Consider the following 18,390-nt stretch of genomic DNA (forward strand, 5'->3'; position numbering starts at 1 on the left):
CCCCCTGCGCGAGACACCCCAGCCGATCACCGTGAAGGGGCAGCGCCCGACAGGGCGCCCCCGAGTGCCGGACGGCCGACTCCCCTTGGAGCCCCCGAACCGGCCCACGTATGCCGCGCCCGGCCCTTGCGGTCGCCAGACTTACGGAGTCCCCATGTATCGCACCGTCACCGTCGGCCTCGACGGATCGCAGGAAAGCCTCGCCGCCACGCAGTGGGCCGCCCAGGAGGCACTGCGTCGCGCAGTGCCCCTGCGACTGCTCAGGGCATGGAGCATCGACGAGGATCCCCGTACCCGTCTGGTCGATCCGGCGACCGCACGCGGTTGGGGCGAGCGCACGCTCGCCACCGCCGAAAGGCGGCTGCGGCGCCGCCACCCTGGTCTGGACATCGAGACGAAGTGGGTGGCCGGCGACCCGGTGGAGGTGCTGTGCGCCGCTGCCGAGGAAGCGGACGTGCTGGTGCTCGGCTCCCGCGGTCTGGGCGGCCTGGGCGGCTTCCTCGCAGGGTCGGTCTCCTTGGCCGTGCTCGCCCGCACGCGGCGGCCTGTGGTCCTCGTCCGCCCGCACGACCCCTTGGAGCCCGAGCAGGACCGTACGGGGGAGGTGGTCATCGGTCTGGACGTGTCCGCCCCCAGCGACGAGGTGCTCTCCTTCGGCTTCGCCGCGGCCGACCGGTACGGCTGTGACGTGCGGGTGGTGCACAGCTGGGCCGTCCCGGCGCTCTACGGGCCCGACATGGGCGGCGTACTGCCGCTGCTCATGACGGAGGTCGCCGAAGACGCGCGGCGGGCGCTCGACGAGGCGGTGGCCCCCTGGACCGAGAAGTTCCCGGACGTCGTGGTGGTGCGCGACTGCCGCCAGGGTCGGCCGGCGCAGGACCTGACGGAGCTGTCGCACGACGCCCGGCTCGTCGTCGTCGGCCGCAAGATCCGGCGCGCGCGGATCGGTACCCACATCGGGGCCGTCACGCACGCGGTCCTGCACCACTGCCTGGCTCCGGTCGCGGTCGTCCCCCACGACTGAGCGGGCCGGCCGGCGCGTTCCTGGCCGGCCCCACGGACCGGACACTCACCGTGTGGCACGCGTCGCCACCCTCTTCCCCGCGGAGCGCCGCAAGGGCATCTCGCCGGACCCGGGGCGTACGCGACGATCCGTCGTGGGCGACCGTGGGCCGTGCGGGCACCAACGAGGGCCGACCGGCCCTGTGGGGTGGCCGACCGCACCTGTGACCCTGGGAACGAGACCGTGCGATCCCTTACTGAAAGGCGGTGGGGATGATGACGTGGCCCCTGGTCGTAGGCGTGGACGGCTCGGAATTCAGTTTCCAGGCGGTGGACTGGGCCGCGGACGAGGCGGTCCGCCGGGGTCTGTCACTCCGACTCGTCCACGCGTCCCTGTGGCCGCGCTACGAAGGTGCCGCCCTTGCGGCCAGCCTCGGCCGCCCGGACGGGCAGGTGCTGGCCGAGAACATCGTGGGAGCCGCGGCGGAACGTGTCCGGAGCCGCGCCCCGGGCATCAAGATCGTCACCGACGTTTTTCCGGAAGACACCGTGAGCGCGCTGCTGCGACTAGGGCGGCACTCCTTCGCCCTCGTCACCGGATCCCGGGGCCGCGGCGACATCGCCGGCCTTCTGCTCGGGTCGGTGAGCCTGGCCGTGGCCGCCAAAGCCCACTGCCCGGTCATCGTGGTGCGCGGGGACAAAGCCGGACTCGCGGGCACGCACGAACGGATCACGCTCGGCGTCGGAGACGCCGACGTCGACTCCGCCGCGGTCCGGTTCGCCTTCCAGGAGGCGGAGCTCAGGGACTGCTCCCTGGACGTGGTGCGCGCCTGGCGCCGCCCCGCCCACGAGACGACGGACCACCCGCTGCTGGCCGGAGACCCCGCCCGCTACTACGAGGACAAGGCGTCCGCTCTGCTCGACGAGGCACTCGAAGCGGCCGCGCGCAACCACCCGGACGTCCGGGTGAAGCGAGCCACGGTCGAAGGGCCTGCGCGTAAGGTCCTGCTCAGCCGCTCCGCCGCAGCCGATCTGCTGGTCGTCGGAGCACGACGCCGCAACAGCGAGTTCGGCATGCAACTGGGCCGCGTCGCCCATACCGTCCTCCACCACGCCTCGTGCCCCGTCGCGGTCGTTCCTCAGACCCCGTGACGGAGCCGGAACCGAGGTCGCCTACCGGACCTCTGCGGACGCCGGGCCGGCCAAAGCCGCCGGCCACGAGGTCGCCTTCGAGGTGGACCGCATCGATGACGTGTTCAGCCGAGGATCGAGCGTCCTGATCCTCGGAGACGCACAGCCGCAGCCGCCCCTGGGCCGGCGGAGTGCGTGACCTGTGGATCACGCTGACGCCAGGCCGGGTGACCGGGCGCCGCATCGTCGTCCGCGGCCGGTGACGCACGGGCCGGTGAACCGTCAGGCGAGAACGAGTACCTCCTGCACCGGACGCCGGGGGGTTGCAGGGGCCTCGGGGCCGTACCCCAGCCGGAACAGCATCTGCGGGTAGCCGGCTGTCGAGGCGGGGTCGCGCAACGCCCAGCGCAACTGCGGCCATTCGAGCGCCTGCGAGTTGAGCGAGGTGGCCAGCCCGTCGAGCGTCGCCTGCAGCAGCACTCGCTCCATGGCCTGGCCGGCGCGCAGCCAGTCCTCGCGTCCGTCCTCGCGTGTGCCGAGAACCGCCAGGCAGGGCGACCGCTCGAACACCGCGGACCCGCGTCCCTCGACGCGATGACCACCCGTGAAGTCGCGCACCGGTGCACGACCGTCGTAACGGCGGGGGCCGAGGGACTCCATGGGGATGCCTTCCGGCCGCGCGGGATCCGAACCGGTCGTCCACCGGACGATCTCCTCGCGCACGCCGGGGGCGAGCTTCTCGGCGCGCTCGGCGTCCCACACGAGGTCGAGCAACGTCTCCACCTGCCATGCGCCCGCCACATCGAGGCGTGTTCCCTCCGCCAATGCGGCGCCGCGCAGCCCGTCGAGCACCGCCTCGGGAACGGTCTCGTCGGTGAACGGTTCCCTGCTCGTATGCCGCCTGATCAGCGCCGGGTGCAGATCGGCGAGGGCGTCGTCCACGTCGGAGGGCCGGAACGTGATCACGGCCAGCGTCTCGGGATCGGCCGGATCAGGCAGCAGCCGGACATCCGGCTCCCATCCCGCGCGTGCGGCGGACACCCGCAGGTTGAACAGTGCCGCCCCGCATCCGAGGTGCAGTCCGCGGGTGGAGGGATCGGTGTGCGGCATCGTGCGAGCCGGGTCCATACGCATGGTCAGCACGCCCTCCGCCTGGGCATAGCGAAAGAGCCAGGGCTGGGCGTTGTGCATGGACGGCGCGGTGGTCGCATCGGCCACCCACGAAGTCATGGACGGCGGATCCGGTGTACGGGTGGACACGGGGTCACCTCCAGAAGGGGCAAGTCAGCTCGGCCGCAGCTGGTCCTCGCGACGACGTCAGTCTCGCTCCATCGCCACGAAGCGCCATGTTTCCGACTTCTTTCCAGCCTGCCCGCTGTCGAGCAGGAGGCGATAGGGGCCGCTCGGGCACGGCGTGGGCCGAAGGACCCTCGCCGCCTGGTGGGAAAGCCATGTGAGAACCCCAGGACGACGTGCAGGGGGCGCACCGTGGTGATGCGGCACCGGGGTCCGGCGTCGAACGCCAAGGCCGGCGGAGGCCGAGGTCGGCGGGCCCGACATCCGAACGGGAGGCCAGGGGCGAGGGACCTTCGGCCCTGCCGCGGGCCTGCGCTGCCCTGCCCTGACAGCGCCGACAGTGACAGCGTGAAGGGTGCGACGAGCGGATGTCCCCGAGGAGGAACCATGATCACCGGCCCCTCCCCGGGCCTCGAATCGGGGGCGGTCGTCGTCGTGCCCATCGTCGCGGGCCGCCGCACGGTTCGCCCTGGAGGAGGCGTGTCTGCGCGGGGCGGATCTCCACGCGCTCTGGGCATGGCGGCCTCCCTGGACCCCGCCTACAACGTCGTGACCGAGGACTCGGCCGCGTGCCACGCCCGGGACGACCGCGTCGGGTCATGGCTGCCGTTTTCTCCCACCGGCGTGAGTCAGGGACGACCGTGGATGTCGGCACCGGGCCGGTGGCACGGTTGCCGCCGGACCGGGGCGCGGGCTCGGGTGTGGACCGGCGGAACCCGGTCAGGAGGGGGGTCGTACGGCGCTGCGGCGCTGTTTCCGTCGTGGGCGAGTAGCGTACGGAGGGACGGTTTCATTCCGTGCGGGGCACGGGAAGGGGGCTCGCGGTGGCCGGTCTGAGGCTGGGTCCGCTCCTGCGGCACGTGGACTGGCAGTCGGGCACGAGGGCGACGGTGTGGGTCGAGACCGACCGGGCGTGCACCGCGGAGGTCCGGTGCCCGGGCGGCGCCGGCGGCTCGGCGCCCACGTTCCGCGTCGCCGGCCACCACTACGCGCTGGTGGTCGTGACCGGGCTCGTCCCCGGGACCGTCACCCCGTACGAGGTGCTGCTCGACCGCGAGCGGGTGTGGCCCCTCCCCGACTCGCGCCAGCCGGCCAGCACCATCCGCACGCCCCCCGTCCCGGCGACGGACGTGGTCGTCGCCTTCGGGTCGTGTCGGTGGGCGGCGCCTGCCGTGGGCAAGTCCGATCCGGTGGGTCCCGACGTCCTCGACACCCTTTCCGCCCGGCTCGCCGCCGACCCGGACGCCGAGCGGCCGGACGTTCTGGTCCTCCTGGGCGACCAGGTGTACGCGGACGAGACCTCCGCCGAGACCCGCGCCTGGATCGCCCGGCACCGGCGGGCCGGCGGCACCGGCTCCGCCGCCCCGCCGGACCAGGTCGCGGACTACGAGGAGTACACCCGCCTCTACGACGAGTCCTGGGGCGATCCCGAGCTGCGCTGGCTGCTCTCGACCGTGCCCAGCTGCATGATCTTCGACGACCACGACGTCATCGACGACTGGAACACCAGCGCCGCCTGGGTGGCGGACATGCGGGCGACGGCGTGGTGGCACGAGCGGATCACCGGCGGTCTGATGTCTTACTGGGTCTACCAGCACCTCGGGAACCTCTCCCCCGCCGAGCTGGAGGAGGACGAGCTGTACGCGGCGGTGCTGGCTGCCGGTGACGGCACGGAGGTGCTGCGCGCGTTCGCCGAGCGCGCCGACGCCGACCCGGCGACGGTGCGCTGGAGCTACCGGAGGGACTTCGGCCGCACCCGGCTGCTGATGGTCGACACCCGGGCCGCGCGGGTACTGGAGGAGCAGCACCGGGCGATGCTGGACGACGAGGAGGCGGCCTGGCTGCGGGCGCAGGCGCTCGACGGCCTCGACGGCGTCGACCACCTGTTGGTCGGGACCTCGTTGCCGTGGCTGCTGCCGCCGATGGTCCACTTCGCGGAGGGGTGGCACGCCGCCCTCTGCCGGGGCGAGCACGGGCCGCGCTGGGCGCAGTTCGGCGAGCGGCTGCGCCGACAGGTGGACCTGGAGCACTGGGCGGCGTTCGGCTCGTCCTTCCGCGGGTTGACGGAGACGGTCGCCGAGGTGGGGAGGGCCGAAGCCGCCCCGGCCACGGTGTGCGTGCTCTCCGGGGACGTACACCACGCGTACGTGGCGGAGCCCGTCTGGACCTCCGGGCGGCAGCCGCGCTCGCGCGTCTACCAGTTCACCTGCTCACCGCTGCACAACTCGGTGCCCCCGGGAATGCGGTGGGCGTTCCGATTCGGCTGGAGCCGGTTCGCGAAGGTGATCGGGCATCTCTTCGCCCGCCACGGACGGGTCGCGAGGCCGGCGGTGCGGTGGGAGCGCACCGGCGGACCGTGGTTCGGCAACCAGTTGATGACGCTGACCCTGCGGGGGCGCACGGCGCGGCTGCGGCTGGAGAAGGCATCGGCGGACGGGAGGCGGGAGCGCCGTGGGACCGACCGGGCGGGGGCACGGCTCACCGGCGTCCTCAACCGGAGTCTGACGGACGCGAGGTGACACTCCGGCGGCCGGTCTCCCGCCGGCGCGCGGAGGCGGCGCCCTCGAGGCCCTTTCCGTCAGCCTCCGAGATCAGTACGGCTGCAGCCGCTCGTCTTCCAGGTGTTCAGGCTCGCAGGCCCGTGACTTCGCCTACGTGGCGCAGGCTCGGGGTGAGGAGGACTTCGTGCAGTTGCTGGAATACCTGACGCGCCGTCACCGCGTTCCAGTCCGGGGGCAGTAGTTCGGTGGGCAGGCCCGGGTCCAGGTAAGGGAGTCGGCGCCACTGGGTGAGCAGGGGGACGTAGTGGCGGAAGGCCTCGGCGGGGTCGGGCTCCGTTTCGGTTGCCGCCAGGCGGGTGGCCACCGGTGCGTAGGTGTCGGTGAACTCCGCGTACTGCTTCTGGATCGCCGGGAAGTCCCACCACGAACTCACCGTGCCCGGCAGATCGCTGAAGGCCGCGTACTCGGCCGCGAACAGGTGGACGTAGTCGCTGAGGCCGAGGCGTACGAGCATGCTCCGGGCATCCTCGAGGAGGCGGCCCGGCGCCAGCCATACGCCGGGGGCGATGTTGCCGAAGCCCAGCCAGGTCAGGCGGGTGCGCAGCTGGTAGCGCTGGGAGCGTTCCGACTCCGGTACGGAGAAGACCGCCATGGCCCAGCCGTCCGCCAGGTCGGCGGGTTCCAGGCTGGCGAAGATCCGGCGGTCGCCCTCGTCGAAGACGGGCAGGACGGCCGGACTGAGCCGGTAGCCGGTGGCGCCTCGGCGTTCCGGTTCGAGGACTCCGCGCTTCTTCAGCCGGGAGATCGCCGAGCGCACCGCCGGGCCGTCGACGTCCAGCTCCCCCATCAGCGTGATCAGGTCCGCGATGGAGATCCAGCCGCCGAGGCGGCGCAGGAACGCCCCGTAGACCGTGTTGATCAACGAGCTGGGCCTGAGGGGGCTGTCCGACATGATCGCCTTCCGTTGTACGCGGTCGCGATCATATCGGGGCCCCCTCCAGGCCGGGTCGGGTCAGGCGTACGCCCCCGACAGCAGGTGCCCCGCGCCGGGAGCCACGGCCGGGAGGTCGAGGGCGCGCAGCATCTGATGGGCGGTGCACACGGCCGCCGACACCACCGGCTTGCCCAGAAGCTGTTCGGCCTCCTCGATGACGGCGAGCGAGGGCATCTGGACGCAGGCCGAGAGGACGACCGCGTCGGCCTCGGCGTGGTCCAGGGCGCGGGCGAGCCCCGGCAGCCTGGCCGGATCGTGGGCGGCCACGTCCAGGTTGTTCGGGATCTCCAGGGCCCGGTGGTCGAGGACCTCGATGCCCTCCCGGGTGAGGTAGTCCACGACCGTCTCCGTGAGGGGGCGCATGTACGGGGCGAGCAGCGCGATCTTCTGGGCGCCCATGGTGTTCAGTCCGTGGACGAGCGCGCCCGCGCTGGTGACGACCGGAGCGGGGGCGCCGTTCTCGACGGTACGCAGGTGCAGCCGCTCCTCGGAGACCCGGTGGTAGCCGGGCCCCATGCTCATGATGGCGACGAGGCAGGCGTAGCCGAGTACGTCGACGCGTGCGTCGGAGAGCTCCACGGCGCAGCGGTCGGAGTCGGCGTCCATGGTCTTGAGCTGCTCGGGAGTGACGTGGGTCATGCGCATCCGGCTGGAGTGGAAGGTGAACCGCTCCTCCGGCGAGCCGGCCTCGCGGGCGCGCAGGATCGCCGGAACCTCGGTCTCCATGGTGACGTTGGAGCTCGGCACGATCTGACCGATGCGGTAGGTGCGGGGGTGTTGGGGTTGGGGTGGCACGGGGCTCCTCGTTCTCGTACGTGCGTGTCTGAGGGGTCAGCGGGCGTCGACGACGGGGTTGGTCAGGGTGCCGATCAGCTCGACCGTGGCCTCCACCGTGTCACCGGGCACGAGGAACTCGGGCGGAACCATGCCGGCCCCCACGCCGGACGGTGAGCCCGTCGCTATGACGTCACCGGGCTCCAGAGTCACCCCGGAGCTGATGTCGGCGATCAGGCGGGCGACGGGGAAGAGCATGTGCCGGGTGTTCGACTTCTGCTTCGTGACGCCGTTGACCCGCAGCGAGAGGTCCAGAGCCATGGGGTCGGGGATCGCGTCGGCGGTGACGACCACCGGGCCGAAGGGCGCGTAGGAGTCCTGCCCCTTGGAGAAGAACCACTGGCCGGAGCGGCGCTGGTCGCGGGCGCTGATGTCGTTCACGATGCTGAATCCGAAGATGTGGTCGTACGCGTCCTCCTCGCTCACCCGGGACGCGGTGCGGCCGATGACGACGGCGAGTTCGCACTCCCAGTCGAGCTGGGTGGTGAGGTCGGCGTTGTGCAGGATGGGGGCGCCCGGGCCGGTGACCGCGGTGGCGGGCTTGCTGAACAGGACGGGGCGGGAGGGCAGTTCCCGGTCGGTGTCGAGGCTGCGGCTGGACTCCTCGACGTGTTCCACGTAGTTGAGTCCGACTCCGATGATCTTGCCGGGGCGGAAGGGGGCGCCGAGGCGGACGTCGCCTGTCCGGTGGACGGCGTGGGCCGGGCGGTCCCCTTCGAGCAGGCGGCACACGGCTTCCAGGGCGGTCGGACCGGCCTGGATCAGGCCCAGCAGGTCCTGTGGGAGTGCGACGCCCGCGTCGTCGGCGAGGGCCGTGAGGTCCAGGACGTGGTCGTCGGTCTCGACACCCAGCCGTGGTGCGGCACCGGCGGGGGTCGTGAAGGTCAGCAGACGCATGGGGGCTCCTCGGGGGTCAGACGGCGGGTTCGGCGGTGACGGGCTGGTGGCCGCCGTTGTCGGGGTACGCCTCTTCCCGGTGGAAGCCGAGCGAGCGCATGACGGGGAAGTCGTTGAAGGAGAAGAGGCAGGCGTCCTCGGACGGGTCGAGGTTGTGGTGCTCGTGCCAGGCCCAGGACGGGACGCAGAAGATGTCCCCTTCGGTCCACTCGAAGCGCCGTCCGGCGATGACCGACGCGCCCCGGCCCTTGGCGACGGTGTAGATCACCGAGCCGGTGTGCCGGTGGGCGGCGGTGGCCTGACCGGGGCGCAGCAGCTGCATGTGGGCGCCCATCGTCGGCATCACCGAGCCGCCGGTGACCGGGTTGGTGTACTCGGCGATGACCCCGTCGTAGGGAGATCCCTCGGTCGCCTTGGCGAGGCCGCGCAGAGCGTCGTACGTCGGCTCCCACGGATAGGCGAGCAGCGGCGAGTAGGGCCGGGTCCACGTCTCCATCCCGTACGGGAGCAGGGTGCCGGAGTAGGTGAGGACGGAGGAGTTCACCACCTCGCCAGGGATCTGGTGGAGCTTCGGGTGCACCTCGTAGAACCCTGCGTCCAGGGCGTTGACCAGCGGGATGTCCAGGCCGTCCTGCCAGATCACCGGGGCGTCGGTCCCGTCGTTGCCGTGCTCGTGCCAGGTGCCGTTCGGGGTGATCGCGAAGTCGCGCGGGCCGACCTTGAGTTTCTGGCCGTCGACGATCGTCCAGGCGCCTTCGCCCTCGTGGACGAAGCGCAGGGCGGCGGCCTGGTGCCGGTGTGCGGTCATGGCCTCACCCGGGCCCATGATCTGGAGGCCGGTGTAGAGCAGTCCGGCGGCGGCGCTGACGTCCTTCCGACCCGGGTTGACCAGCATGACGACGCGGCGGCCGGCGTCGTCGGCCTTGACGAGGCCGAGGGCTTTGTGGACGAGGGGCCGCAGTTCCGCGTAACGCCACAGCACGGGTACGGACTTGGGCTGCGGGTACCACGGCTCGATGTCGTTGGCGACGGTCCACAGGGCGCCGGCGTCCAGAGCCTCGAGTTCGCCGTAGTACGCCGCGAGTTCGGGGGTGTCGGAGACCCGGGCGCGGCCGAGCATGGTGTCGTCCTGCTCGATGGTCATACGTCCTCCTCAGATGCGGTGGTGGTCACGGGACCCGTCGGCGGCGCGGTGAAGGTCACAGGCAGGCGCGGGGTGTTGTCGACTTCGAGGCGGAAGATGTCGAAGCGGTTGTAGTGGCCGGTGATGTCGTGCATCTGCTTGGGCTGGATGCAGCGGCGGAGGTCGATCTCGCCGTAGACGATGCCTTCGTCGTCGACGAGCGGTTCGGTGACGGGGCGGCCGTCGGGGCCGAAGATGCCGGACAGCGCACTGCGCGGCCGTTGGAACAAGGCGCGCAGTTCCTCGTCGTCCCCGGCGACGGTGTCGACGATCTCCGGGGAGACGGTGGAGCAGGCGACGACGGAGAAGACCTTGCCCTCGAAGCTGTGGGCGGCGGTCCGCACGGCGATCGCGTCGGCCATGTCGTAGTCGGCAGGGGCGACGGGCAGGGCGATGTAGCAGGAGGCGTGGACGAGTTCGCCCTGCGCGAGGAGGGTGAACCGAGCCAGGGTGTTGGTGTTCTCGCCGCAGGCGAGAGCGCCGAGCGGGCCGACCGGGGTCCGGTGCACCCGCAGCGAGCTGCCGTCACCGCCCGTCCAGGTGAGCTTCTCGGCCCAGGTGGGCACCAACTTGCGGTGCACGCCGAGGAGTTCACCGTCCGGGCCGATGGTGAGCAGGGTGTTGTAGAGGACGCCGAGGCTGTGGGCGGCGCGCTCGTTGACACCGATGACCAGGACGACGCCGTACTGGCGGGCCGCCGCGCGCAGGGCGTCGACGTGCGGGCCGGGGATGTCGACCGAAGCGCGCTGGAGGCGCTCGAACCAGGGCGAGCCCTGGACCGGGTTCATCGTCCAGTTCCAGTAGGGGTATCCGGGGACGAACGCCTCGGGGAACACGACCAGTCGGGCGCCGTTTCCGGCCGCCTCGGCGATCAGGGCCACGGCCTTGTCGACGGTGGCGGCGGGGTCGAGGTAGACGGGCGCGGCCTGGACGGCGGCTGCCGTGAAACGGGGCAGGGTGTCGGGGATCGGTGGCGGTTGTGGCACGGGTGTGGCCTCTTTCGTCGGGCGCGGAAGGCGGGGGCGGTGGCGGCTTCGGTCGGCACGGGAGCGGTGGCGGCTTCAGCCGGCGCGGAAGGCGGAGGCGGCTTCGGTCGCCCCGGACGTGGTGGCGGCCTCGGTGGTCGCGGTGGCGGCTTCCGCGGGCGCGGTGGCCATGCGCGGCAGCCAGCGCTGGTGCACGGGGGCCGCGGGCTGGCGCAGGAGTTCGAGCCGCGGTGGCACCCGGTCGGTACGGGCGGCGGGCGGACGGCCGCTGCCCGCCCTCCAGGAGGGTGCCCACGGCGCGGCCGGGCCGCGGTAGCCCTGGGCGGCGGCCGCATGCAGGGTCCACAAAGGGTCGTGGAGCTGCGCGCGACCGACGCCGCACAGGTCGGCGCGACCGGCCAGGATGATCGAGTTGACGTCGTCGTACGTGGAGATGGCGCCGACGGCCATGGTCGGGACCCCGGTGGCGTTCCGGATCAGGTCGGCGTACGGAGTCTGGTAACTGCGGCCGAAGCGGGGCCGCTCGTGCGCCACGACCTCGCCGGTGGACACGTCGATGGCGTCGGCGCCCGCCTCGGCGAGGGCTTGGGCGATACCCACGGCGTCCGCCTCGCTCAGGCCGCCCTCCGCCCAGTCGGCGGCGGAGATCCGGACAAGGAGCGCCTTGCCGGCGGGCCATGACTCCCGTACGGCACGCAGCACTTCCAAGGGGAAGCGCAGCCGCCCGGCGAGGCCGCCGCCGTACTCGTCCGTGCGCCGGTTGGTCAGCGGCGAGAGGAACCCGGAGAGCAGGTGCCCGTGCCCGTACTGGAGTTCAAGGGCGTCGAACGCCGCCCGGTCGGCGCGTCGGGCGGCTGCCACGAAGTCCCGTACGACCAGGTCCATGTCGGCACGCGTGGCCTCGCGTGGCACAGGGCCCTTCTCGTCCCAGGGCAGGGCCGAGGCGGCGAGCAGCGGTCCGGTGGCCGCGCGGCGGCCGGCGTGGGTGAGCTGGATGCCGAGGCAGGTGTCGCTCTGCCCGTGCACGAAGGCGGTGATGCGTCGCCAGGCGGCCTCCTGCTCGTCGTTCCACAGCCCCGGGCAGCCGGTGTCGGGGCGGGCGTCGGCGCCGACGGCGGTCATGCCCGCGATGACCAGACCGGCTCCGCCGAGGGCCTGGGTGCTCAGATGGACGAGGTCGAAGTCGCCCGGGACGCCGTCGCGTGCGGTGGCGAGGGCGGTGGGCGGGACGACGACCCGGTTGCGCAGGCGCAGTCCGCCGATGCGGAAGGGCCTGAACATCGGCGGGACGGGCTCGGTGGTGTTGACGGCGGTGGTGAAGGCCTCGTCGCGGACGCGCAGGTTGTCGTAGGTGACGCGACGGCTGCGGGTCAGCAGGTTGAAGGCGAACTGGTGCGGGTCCTGGCCGGTGTAGCGGTCGATGTTCTCGAACCATTCCAGGCTGGCCTGGGCGGCTCGCTGCGTGGACTCCACGACCGGCCGGCGCTCCTCCTCGTACGCGGCGAGCGCGCCCGGGACGTCGTCCGGGTGCTCGTGCAGGCAGGCCGCGAGGGCGAGGGCGTCCTCCATGGCGAGCTTGGTGCCGGAGCCGATGGAGAAGTGGGCGGTGTGGGCGGCGTCCCCGAGCAGGACCACGTTCTCGTGCCGCCAGGTGCGGTTGCGCACGGTCGTGAAGCGCAGCCATTTGGAGTTGTTGGGCAGGAGGCCGTGGCCGTCCAGGTGCGCTGCGAGGATCTCCTCGCAGCGCCGGATGCTGTCCTCGTCGCTGGCGCCGGGCGGGTACTCCCGGTCGGCGGAGTCCGCGAAACCGGCGCGCCTCCAGGTGTCCTCGTCGAGCTCGACGATGAAGGTGGAGCGGGTGTCGTCGTACGGGTAGGCGTGCACCTGGAGGGTCCCGAAGTCCCGCTCCTCCACGATGAAGGTGAAGGCCTCGAAGACCTTGTCGGTGCCGAGCCACATGTAGCGGCCGGCGCGTTCGTCGAGGTCCGGGCCGAAGGTGTCGGCGTAGGCGGCGCGGGTGGCCGACCGCACGCCGTCGCACGCCACCACCAGGTCGTACTCCACGGCCAGTTGGTCGGCCGGGGGCGCCTGGGTGCGGTAGCGGACGTCCACGGCGAGGGCCGAGCAGCGGTCCTGGAGGATCCTCAGCAGGCTCCGTCGGCCGAGGGCCGCGAAGCCGTGGCCACCGGAAGTCAGGGTCTGCCCCCGGTAGCGGACGTCGATGTCGCTCCAGCGCGCGAACTCCGCCGACATCGCGGCGTGGATGACGGGGTCGGCGGTCGCGATGCCGTCGAGGGTCTCGTCGGAGAAGACGACCCCGAAGCCGAACGTGTCGTCGGGCGCGTTGCGCTCCCAGACGGTGACCTCCCAGTCCGGGGAGAGCTGCTTGACCAAGGCCGCGAAGTACAGGCCGCCGGGCCCTCCTCCGATGACTGCTATGCGCACGGGGCGCCTCCTGTCGTTCTGTGGATCAGCTCGGGCGCCTGCGGGCCCGCCTTGGTGAGGACCTCGCGGACATCGGCGGGCCAGGGGGTGGTCCCGGTGGCACGGGCCGCCGAGTGGGCGATGACCATGCGGCCGGTGGCGGCCTCCGTGCCTTCCTCGCCGAGGACGGTGAAGGCGTAGTGCAGGGAGCTCGCGCCGACCTTGGTGACGCGCAGCTCGGTGCGGACGGCCTCGCCGAACCAGAGCCGGGCGCGGTAGTCGGCCTCGAAGTGGACGCGGGGCGTACTGCCGAAGAGGTGGGACAGGCCCAGCCGGCGCAGCAGCACGGCCTCGGCCGCCTCGACCCAGCGGACGACCGTGGAGTGGTGGTAGTGGCCGGCGGCGTCGGTGTCGGGCCACTCGACGCGGCGCTCGACGGTGACGCTGGGCAGGCGCGCGACCAGCCCTTCGGGGGCTCCGGCCGCGCAGCTGCCTTCGGGTCCTTCGGCCGCCGTGCGGGTGGCGCCGGGTCCGCCGGTGGTCGTCCCGATGGCGCCGGGTCCGCCGGTGGTCGTCCCGATGGCGCCGGGTCCGCCGGTCGTCGTCCGGGCGGCGTCGGGTCCGCCGGTCGTCGTCCGGGCGGCGTCCTCGGCGCGGGCCTCGACCCGCGCGAGTCGGCGCAGTTCGCCGCGCTGGAGCTTGCCGTTGGCGGTCTTCGGGAGTTCGGCGACGAACTCGACGGCCCTCGGGTACTTGTACGGCGCGATGACCTGCTTGACGTGGGCCTGGAGCTCGCGGACGGTGTCCTCGGCCGTGGGGACGCCGTCGCGCAGGACGACGTACGCCTTGACGACCATGCCGCGCCGCACGTCGGGGGCGCCGACGACGCCGCAGTCCTCGACGTACGGGTGGGCGGCGAGGGCCTTCTCGACCTCCGGCCCGGCGATGTTGTAGCCGGCGGAGACGATCATGTCGTCGCTGCGTGCCACGTACCAGAAGTAGCCCTCGGCGTCCCGGATGTAGGTGTCTCCGGTGATGTTCCACCCGTTCCTGACGTACGTCGTCTGGCGCTCGTCGGCGAGGTAGCGGCAGCCGGTGGGGCCGATGACGGCCAGCAGGCCGGGCTGCCCGTCGGGTACCGGATCGCCCTGCTCGTCGACCACCGCGGCGCGGTAGCCGGGGACGGGCCGGCCCGTGGAGCCGGGCCGGATGTCCTCGTCGGCGGCGGAGATGAACACGTGCAGCATCTCGGTGGCGCCGATGCCGTCGATGATGCGCAGGCCCGTGGCGGCGTGGAACTCCTCCCAGACGGAAGCGGGCAGGGGTTCGCCCGCGGACACGCAGCGGCGGAGTCCGGACAGCTGCCCGGTCGCCCCTGCGGCCATGATCGACCGGTAGGCGGTGGGCGCGGTGAAAAGGACGGTCACACCGTGTGCGGCGACCAGTTCCGCCAGCTGCTCGGGAGTGGCCTGCTCGACCAGCAGGGTCGCGGCGCCCACGTGCAGGGGGAAGACCACGAGTCCGCCGAGACCGAAGGTGAAGGCGAGCGGCGGAGTGCCGGTGAAGACGTCGTCGGGGCGGGGTTTGAGGATGTGGCGGGAGAACGTGTCCGCGTTGGCGAGGACGTCCCGGTGGAAGTGCATGGTCGCCTTGGGGCGCCCTGTCGTGCCCGAGGTGAAGGCGATCAGCGCCACGTCGTCGGCTGCCGTCTCGACGGCGGTGAACCGACCCTCCTTGGTGGCGCAGAGGGCGGTCAGATCGGCCGCGCTGGGGCCCCCGTACGGGATGACGGGCAGGCCAGGTAGGCCGGGCGAGCCGGACAGGGCGGGGATTCCTGGCGGGCCCGGAGGGTCCGCCGCCTCGAGTTCCGCTACGTATCTGTGGTCGCACACGGCGACCGTCGGACGGCTGATCTCGCACAGTTCGGCGAGTTCGGCGGAGCGCAGCAGCGGCATGGTGGTGACGGCGACACCGCCGGCCTTGAGGACGCCGAACCACGCGGCGACGAGCCAGGGGTTGTTGGGGCCGCGCAGCAGAACGCGGTTTCCGGGCCGGAGCCCGTGGTCCTCTGTGAGCACCTGGGCGACCTGATTGGCCCGCCGCTGCAGCTCACCGTAGGTCCAGCGCTCGGTCGGGGTCAGCAGACAGGGGCGGTCGGGGCCCCAGCGCTCGACGGCGTCGTCGAGCAGGCGGCGGGCACAGTTGAGCCGGTCGATGTAGTCCAACTCCGGTAGGTCAAAGAGGAGTTGGGGCCAGAGGGCGAAGTCGGGGAGCCGGTCGCGGCAGAAGGAATCGGCATGCGCCGAGGGGGAGAGCTCCATGGGGCGGCACCTCAATCAGGGAGCAGCGGGGAGATGGAGCAAGTATGCCGACAATTTTGCGAGCGTCAACTTCTCGCGATATTCCACTCCCCCGCAGCGCCGCCCGAGCTGCTCAGGCGAGGGGGATCCGCACCCGCACACACTTGCCGAACTCGTAGGCCAGCACCGCGAGTTCACCGCCCACTTCGGCCACCAGAAGCTGAACCAGGAGCAGGCCCCGCCCGCCCTCGGCGTCCGGATCGACCTCGGCGGCAGGATCGGGCAGCCGGGGCAGGGAGGCCGCATCGTCGGCGACCCGCAGGCACAGCCAGCCACCACCGGAGGAGACACCTACGCGCATCCGGCAGCCGCTCGCGCCGGCGGCATGCTGGACGACATTGCCGACCAGCTCGCTGACGGCCAGCAGGAACGTGTCCGCGACGTCGGCAGCGATCCGCCACCCCTCGAGCAGGGCGCGGACGCGCGCGCGAACCGACGGAACGGTCGCGGCCGTGGGTTCGGGCACCCAACGAACGAAGGCCTGCACGGGAAGGGAGATCGGCGCGAGGCCCGAAGCGTGGCCGCCCGCGCCATGGGCCGGCGCGCGACCAGGAGCCGGAACACCCGGCGCGGGATGAGCGGTGGCGGTGAGCATGACGCGCTCCCAGAGGGGGACACGCGACGCAACCGCTAGGTCACTCGTGTAACTCAGCCGAGAATCGAACGGCTTCCAGGCTTGTCGGCAGCGGAGATGCGTCGCTAGGGTTTTGATAACACGTGTAACACGTTACGTCTCCCCGGGCGCCACGCGCAACCATTTCGGACAAAGCGTTACGAACCCCGGGGCCCGCAGAAGGGCCGCAATGACGCAATCCCAACCGGCCGAGCTCGAACTGGCCGACATGACCTGGCCGCCCCCGCCCTACCAGCCCCCGGTACCTCCCGTGACGGGCGAGGACGGCGTGCGCCGCTTCGACGGGGTCACCTACGCCACTACGCCCGGCTACCGTCCCCGGCTCCTCGACGTCCAAGTCCCGGCCGGGGAAGGACCGTTCCCGGCGGTCGTCTGGATCCACGGCGGCGGTTGGCTGGACGGCGACCGCCGGTACCCGCCGCCGACCGTGCCGGCCGCCCTGCTGCACGGTTCGGTCCTGGCCGCCGGGCTCGCGCTCGTCTCCATCGACTACCGGCACAGCCTCGAAGCCCCCTTCCCGGCCCAGCTGCACGACGTGAAGGCCGCGATCCGGTACGTGCGCCGCTTCGCCGGCGACCTCGGCATCGACCCGGACCGGATCGCCGTCTGGGGCGAGTCGGCGGGCGGCCACCTGGCAGCGCTGGCCGGCCTCGTCGGCCCGGGCAGTGCGAACGCCGAGGCGCTGGAGGGCAGGCACGGAGTGGGCACCGGTGACACCGGCGTCCGGGCCGTCGTCGACTGGTACGGGGTCTCCGACCTCGCCGCCCTGGTCGGTCACCCCCTGCCGGGGATGCCCTCGGGCGTCGAATTCCCCGACCCGTACGACGCCCTGCTCGGCGGCACCGAGGCGGAGCGCCCGGCGCTCGCCCTGGCCGCGAGCCCGGTGGCGTACGCGCGGGACTCGACCCCGCCGCCGTTCCTGCTGGTCCATGGCACGCGGGACGGCCTGGTCCCGTTCAGCCAGAGCGAGGCGCTGGCGGAGGCGCTGGTGGACTCGGGTGGAGAGGTGACCCTGCGGCCCGTCGAGGGCGCCGACCACATCTTCCTGGGCTCCTCCGACATCCCGGGGATCGTCGCGGAGAGCGTCGCCTTCCTGGTCAGGCACCTGGGCGCGGAGGCCTGAGGCTCCCGCCCCTGGCCCTCCTGGCGCGGCGCGTCCTTCCCAGCTCCCCCGGAGGTTCATCCTCCACCCGACCAGCTCCGTTCCGTAGCGGTCCTGCCCTTTCCCGTCGCGTCCCGTTCCGTCGCAGTCCCGTTCCGTCGCAGTCCTGATCCTCCGAGGGGCCCGGTCCGACCGGGCCCCTCGGGTACGTCGACCACCACAACGGCCGCGGACCCACCCGCGCGGCCGCGAGAGGCACTCATGTCCTGGAATCCGGTCATCCCCTCCCCCCTCGCCGAGAGACCCGAAGTGGCGTCCCCACGCCGTCCGGGAGTCCTCGTGGTGGGGCTCCTGCTGCTCGCCGCGGCCGCACTCGCGGCCCTCGTCGTCAGGCCGAACCCGACGAACCCACCGTTCCAGGGCCTGGACGACCAGTGGCTGGCCTGGATGGGCGGCCCGCACGACGGGCTGTACGCCGCATTCGCCGCGGTCCTGAACTGGTTCGGCGGCCCGCTGGGTGTCGTCGTACCGCTCGCCCTGTTGTTCTTCCTGCTCCTGCGCAGACGCTGGACCTCGGTGGGCTTCCTGCTCGGCGTCTACTTCGCCGGCAATCTGCTCGTCGTCCAGGGGCTCAAGCACCTGGTGGACCGGCCGCGTCCGGCGAACCCGCTGGTGCGCGTCGACCACGGCTCGTTCCCGTCCGGCCATGTGGCAGGGGCGGCGCTTCTCGTCGTACTCGTCGGGGTGCTGCTGGTCCCGGCCGCGCGGAGAGGGGCCTGGTGGTTCGGCGGCACGGTGTTCACGCTGGCCATGATGTGGAGCCGTACCTGGCTGCACGCGCACTGGCTCACCGACACGGCGGCCGGAGCGGCCGCCGGCGCCGGCGCCGGTCTGCTGGCGTGGTGGCTCTGCGCCCCCGCACTCGCCCGGGAATCCGTCCGCGACCGCCGGGGGGGGGCGGCCGCAGCCACCCCGGAGCCGGAACCTGCGGTGCCGTAGCCGACGGCGGTGGCACCCCGCCCCTGTACCCCACCGGCCGGGAGCCG

14 protein-coding genes are annotated in these 18,390 nt (G+C 72.3%); 5 read left to right on the plus strand and 9 right to left on the minus strand.

Features of this window, described 5'->3' with window-relative positions:
• Window positions 1–154: 154 nt before the first annotated feature.
• Both ACWF79_RS24740 and ACWF79_RS24745 read left to right on the plus strand, forming a co-directional pair.
• Window positions 155–1,024, plus strand: a complete 870-nt coding sequence (locus ACWF79_RS24740; protein WP_453730321.1) for a universal stress protein — start codon at window positions 155–157, stop codon at window positions 1,022–1,024.
• Window positions 1,025–1,278: 254 nt separating this feature from the next.
• Window positions 1,279–2,154 carry a universal stress protein gene (locus ACWF79_RS24745; RefSeq protein ID WP_453730334.1) on the plus strand — a complete coding sequence of 292 codons (876 nt, stop codon included), beginning with the start codon at window positions 1,279–1,281 and terminating at the stop codon, window positions 2,152–2,154.
• Between the two features lie 261 nt (window positions 2,155–2,415).
• On the opposite strand, the gene ACWF79_RS24750 is transcribed toward ACWF79_RS24745, so the two are convergent.
• Window positions 2,416–3,393, minus strand: a complete 978-nt coding sequence (locus tag ACWF79_RS24750; protein ID WP_453730322.1) for an Acg family FMN-binding oxidoreductase — start codon at window positions 3,391–3,393, stop codon at window positions 2,416–2,418.
• Window positions 3,394–4,253: 860 nt separating this feature from the next.
• Between ACWF79_RS24750 and ACWF79_RS24755 the strand changes: the two genes are divergently transcribed.
• Window positions 4,254–5,948: an alkaline phosphatase D family protein gene (locus ACWF79_RS24755; protein ID WP_453730323.1), complete on the plus strand. Its 1,695-nt coding sequence runs from the start codon at window positions 4,254–4,256 to the stop codon at window positions 5,946–5,948.
• Window positions 5,949–6,054: 106 nt separating this feature from the next.
• Here ACWF79_RS24755 and ACWF79_RS24760 read toward each other — a convergent pair whose 3' ends face one another.
• The 8 genes from ACWF79_RS24760 to ACWF79_RS24795 form a co-directional block, all read right to left on the minus strand.
• Window positions 6,055–6,882 carry a PaaX family transcriptional regulator gene (locus tag ACWF79_RS24760; RefSeq protein ID WP_453730324.1) on the minus strand — a complete coding sequence of 276 codons (828 nt, stop codon included), beginning with the start codon at window positions 6,880–6,882 and terminating at the stop codon, window positions 6,055–6,057.
• Window positions 6,883–6,942: 60 nt separating this feature from the next.
• Window positions 6,943–7,650 (minus strand): maleate cis-trans isomerase family protein, encoded by a 708-nt coding sequence (locus ACWF79_RS24765; protein ID WP_453730335.1) that lies wholly within the window; start codon window positions 7,648–7,650, stop codon window positions 6,943–6,945.
• A 105-nt stretch (window positions 7,651–7,755) separates the two neighbouring features.
• Window positions 7,756–8,655, minus strand: a complete 900-nt coding sequence (locus ACWF79_RS24770; protein WP_453730325.1) for a fumarylacetoacetate hydrolase family protein — start codon at window positions 8,653–8,655, stop codon at window positions 7,756–7,758.
• Between the two features lie 16 nt (window positions 8,656–8,671).
• The gene (locus tag ACWF79_RS24775; protein ID WP_453730326.1) at window positions 8,672–9,799 is read right to left on the minus strand and encodes a cupin domain-containing protein; all 1,128 of its coding nucleotides are present in this window, start codon (window positions 9,797–9,799) and stop codon (window positions 8,672–8,674) included.
• A complete protein-coding gene (locus tag ACWF79_RS24780; RefSeq protein ID WP_453730327.1) occupies window positions 9,796–10,824 on the minus strand; it encodes a carbon-nitrogen hydrolase family protein in 1,029 nt (342 codons plus the stop codon). Before ACWF79_RS24780 ends, ACWF79_RS24775 begins: the two co-directional genes overlap by 4 nt.
• A 75-nt stretch (window positions 10,825–10,899) precedes the next feature.
• Window positions 10,900–13,269: an oxidoreductase gene (locus ACWF79_RS24785; RefSeq protein ID WP_453730328.1), complete on the minus strand. Its 2,370-nt coding sequence runs from the start codon at window positions 13,267–13,269 to the stop codon at window positions 10,900–10,902.
• Window positions 13,260–15,569, minus strand: a complete 2,310-nt coding sequence (locus tag ACWF79_RS24790) for an AMP-binding protein (protein ID WP_453730329.1) — start codon at window positions 15,567–15,569, stop codon at window positions 13,260–13,262. Before ACWF79_RS24790 ends, ACWF79_RS24785 begins: the two co-directional genes overlap by 10 nt.
• A 112-nt stretch (window positions 15,570–15,681) precedes the next feature.
• Window positions 15,682–16,203, minus strand: a complete 522-nt coding sequence (locus ACWF79_RS24795) for an ATP-binding protein (protein ID WP_453730330.1) — start codon at window positions 16,201–16,203, stop codon at window positions 15,682–15,684.
• A gap of 208 nt (window positions 16,204–16,411) precedes the next feature.
• Here ACWF79_RS24795 and ACWF79_RS24800 point away from each other — a divergent pair, with 208 nt between their 5' ends.
• Together ACWF79_RS24800 and ACWF79_RS24805 are read left to right on the plus strand one after the other, a co-directional pair.
• Complete coding sequence (locus ACWF79_RS24800) at window positions 16,412–17,365, plus strand: alpha/beta hydrolase fold domain-containing protein (protein ID WP_453730331.1); 954 nt, start codon at window positions 16,412–16,414, stop codon at window positions 17,363–17,365.
• Window positions 17,366–17,683: 318 nt separating this feature from the next.
• Window positions 17,684–18,343 carry a phosphatase PAP2 family protein gene (locus ACWF79_RS24805; RefSeq protein ID WP_453730332.1) on the plus strand — a complete coding sequence of 220 codons (660 nt, stop codon included), beginning with the start codon at window positions 17,684–17,686 and terminating at the stop codon, window positions 18,341–18,343.
• Window positions 18,344–18,390 lie beyond the last annotated feature (47 nt).

This window comes from Streptomyces sp. NPDC054975, from assembly GCF_053609105.1.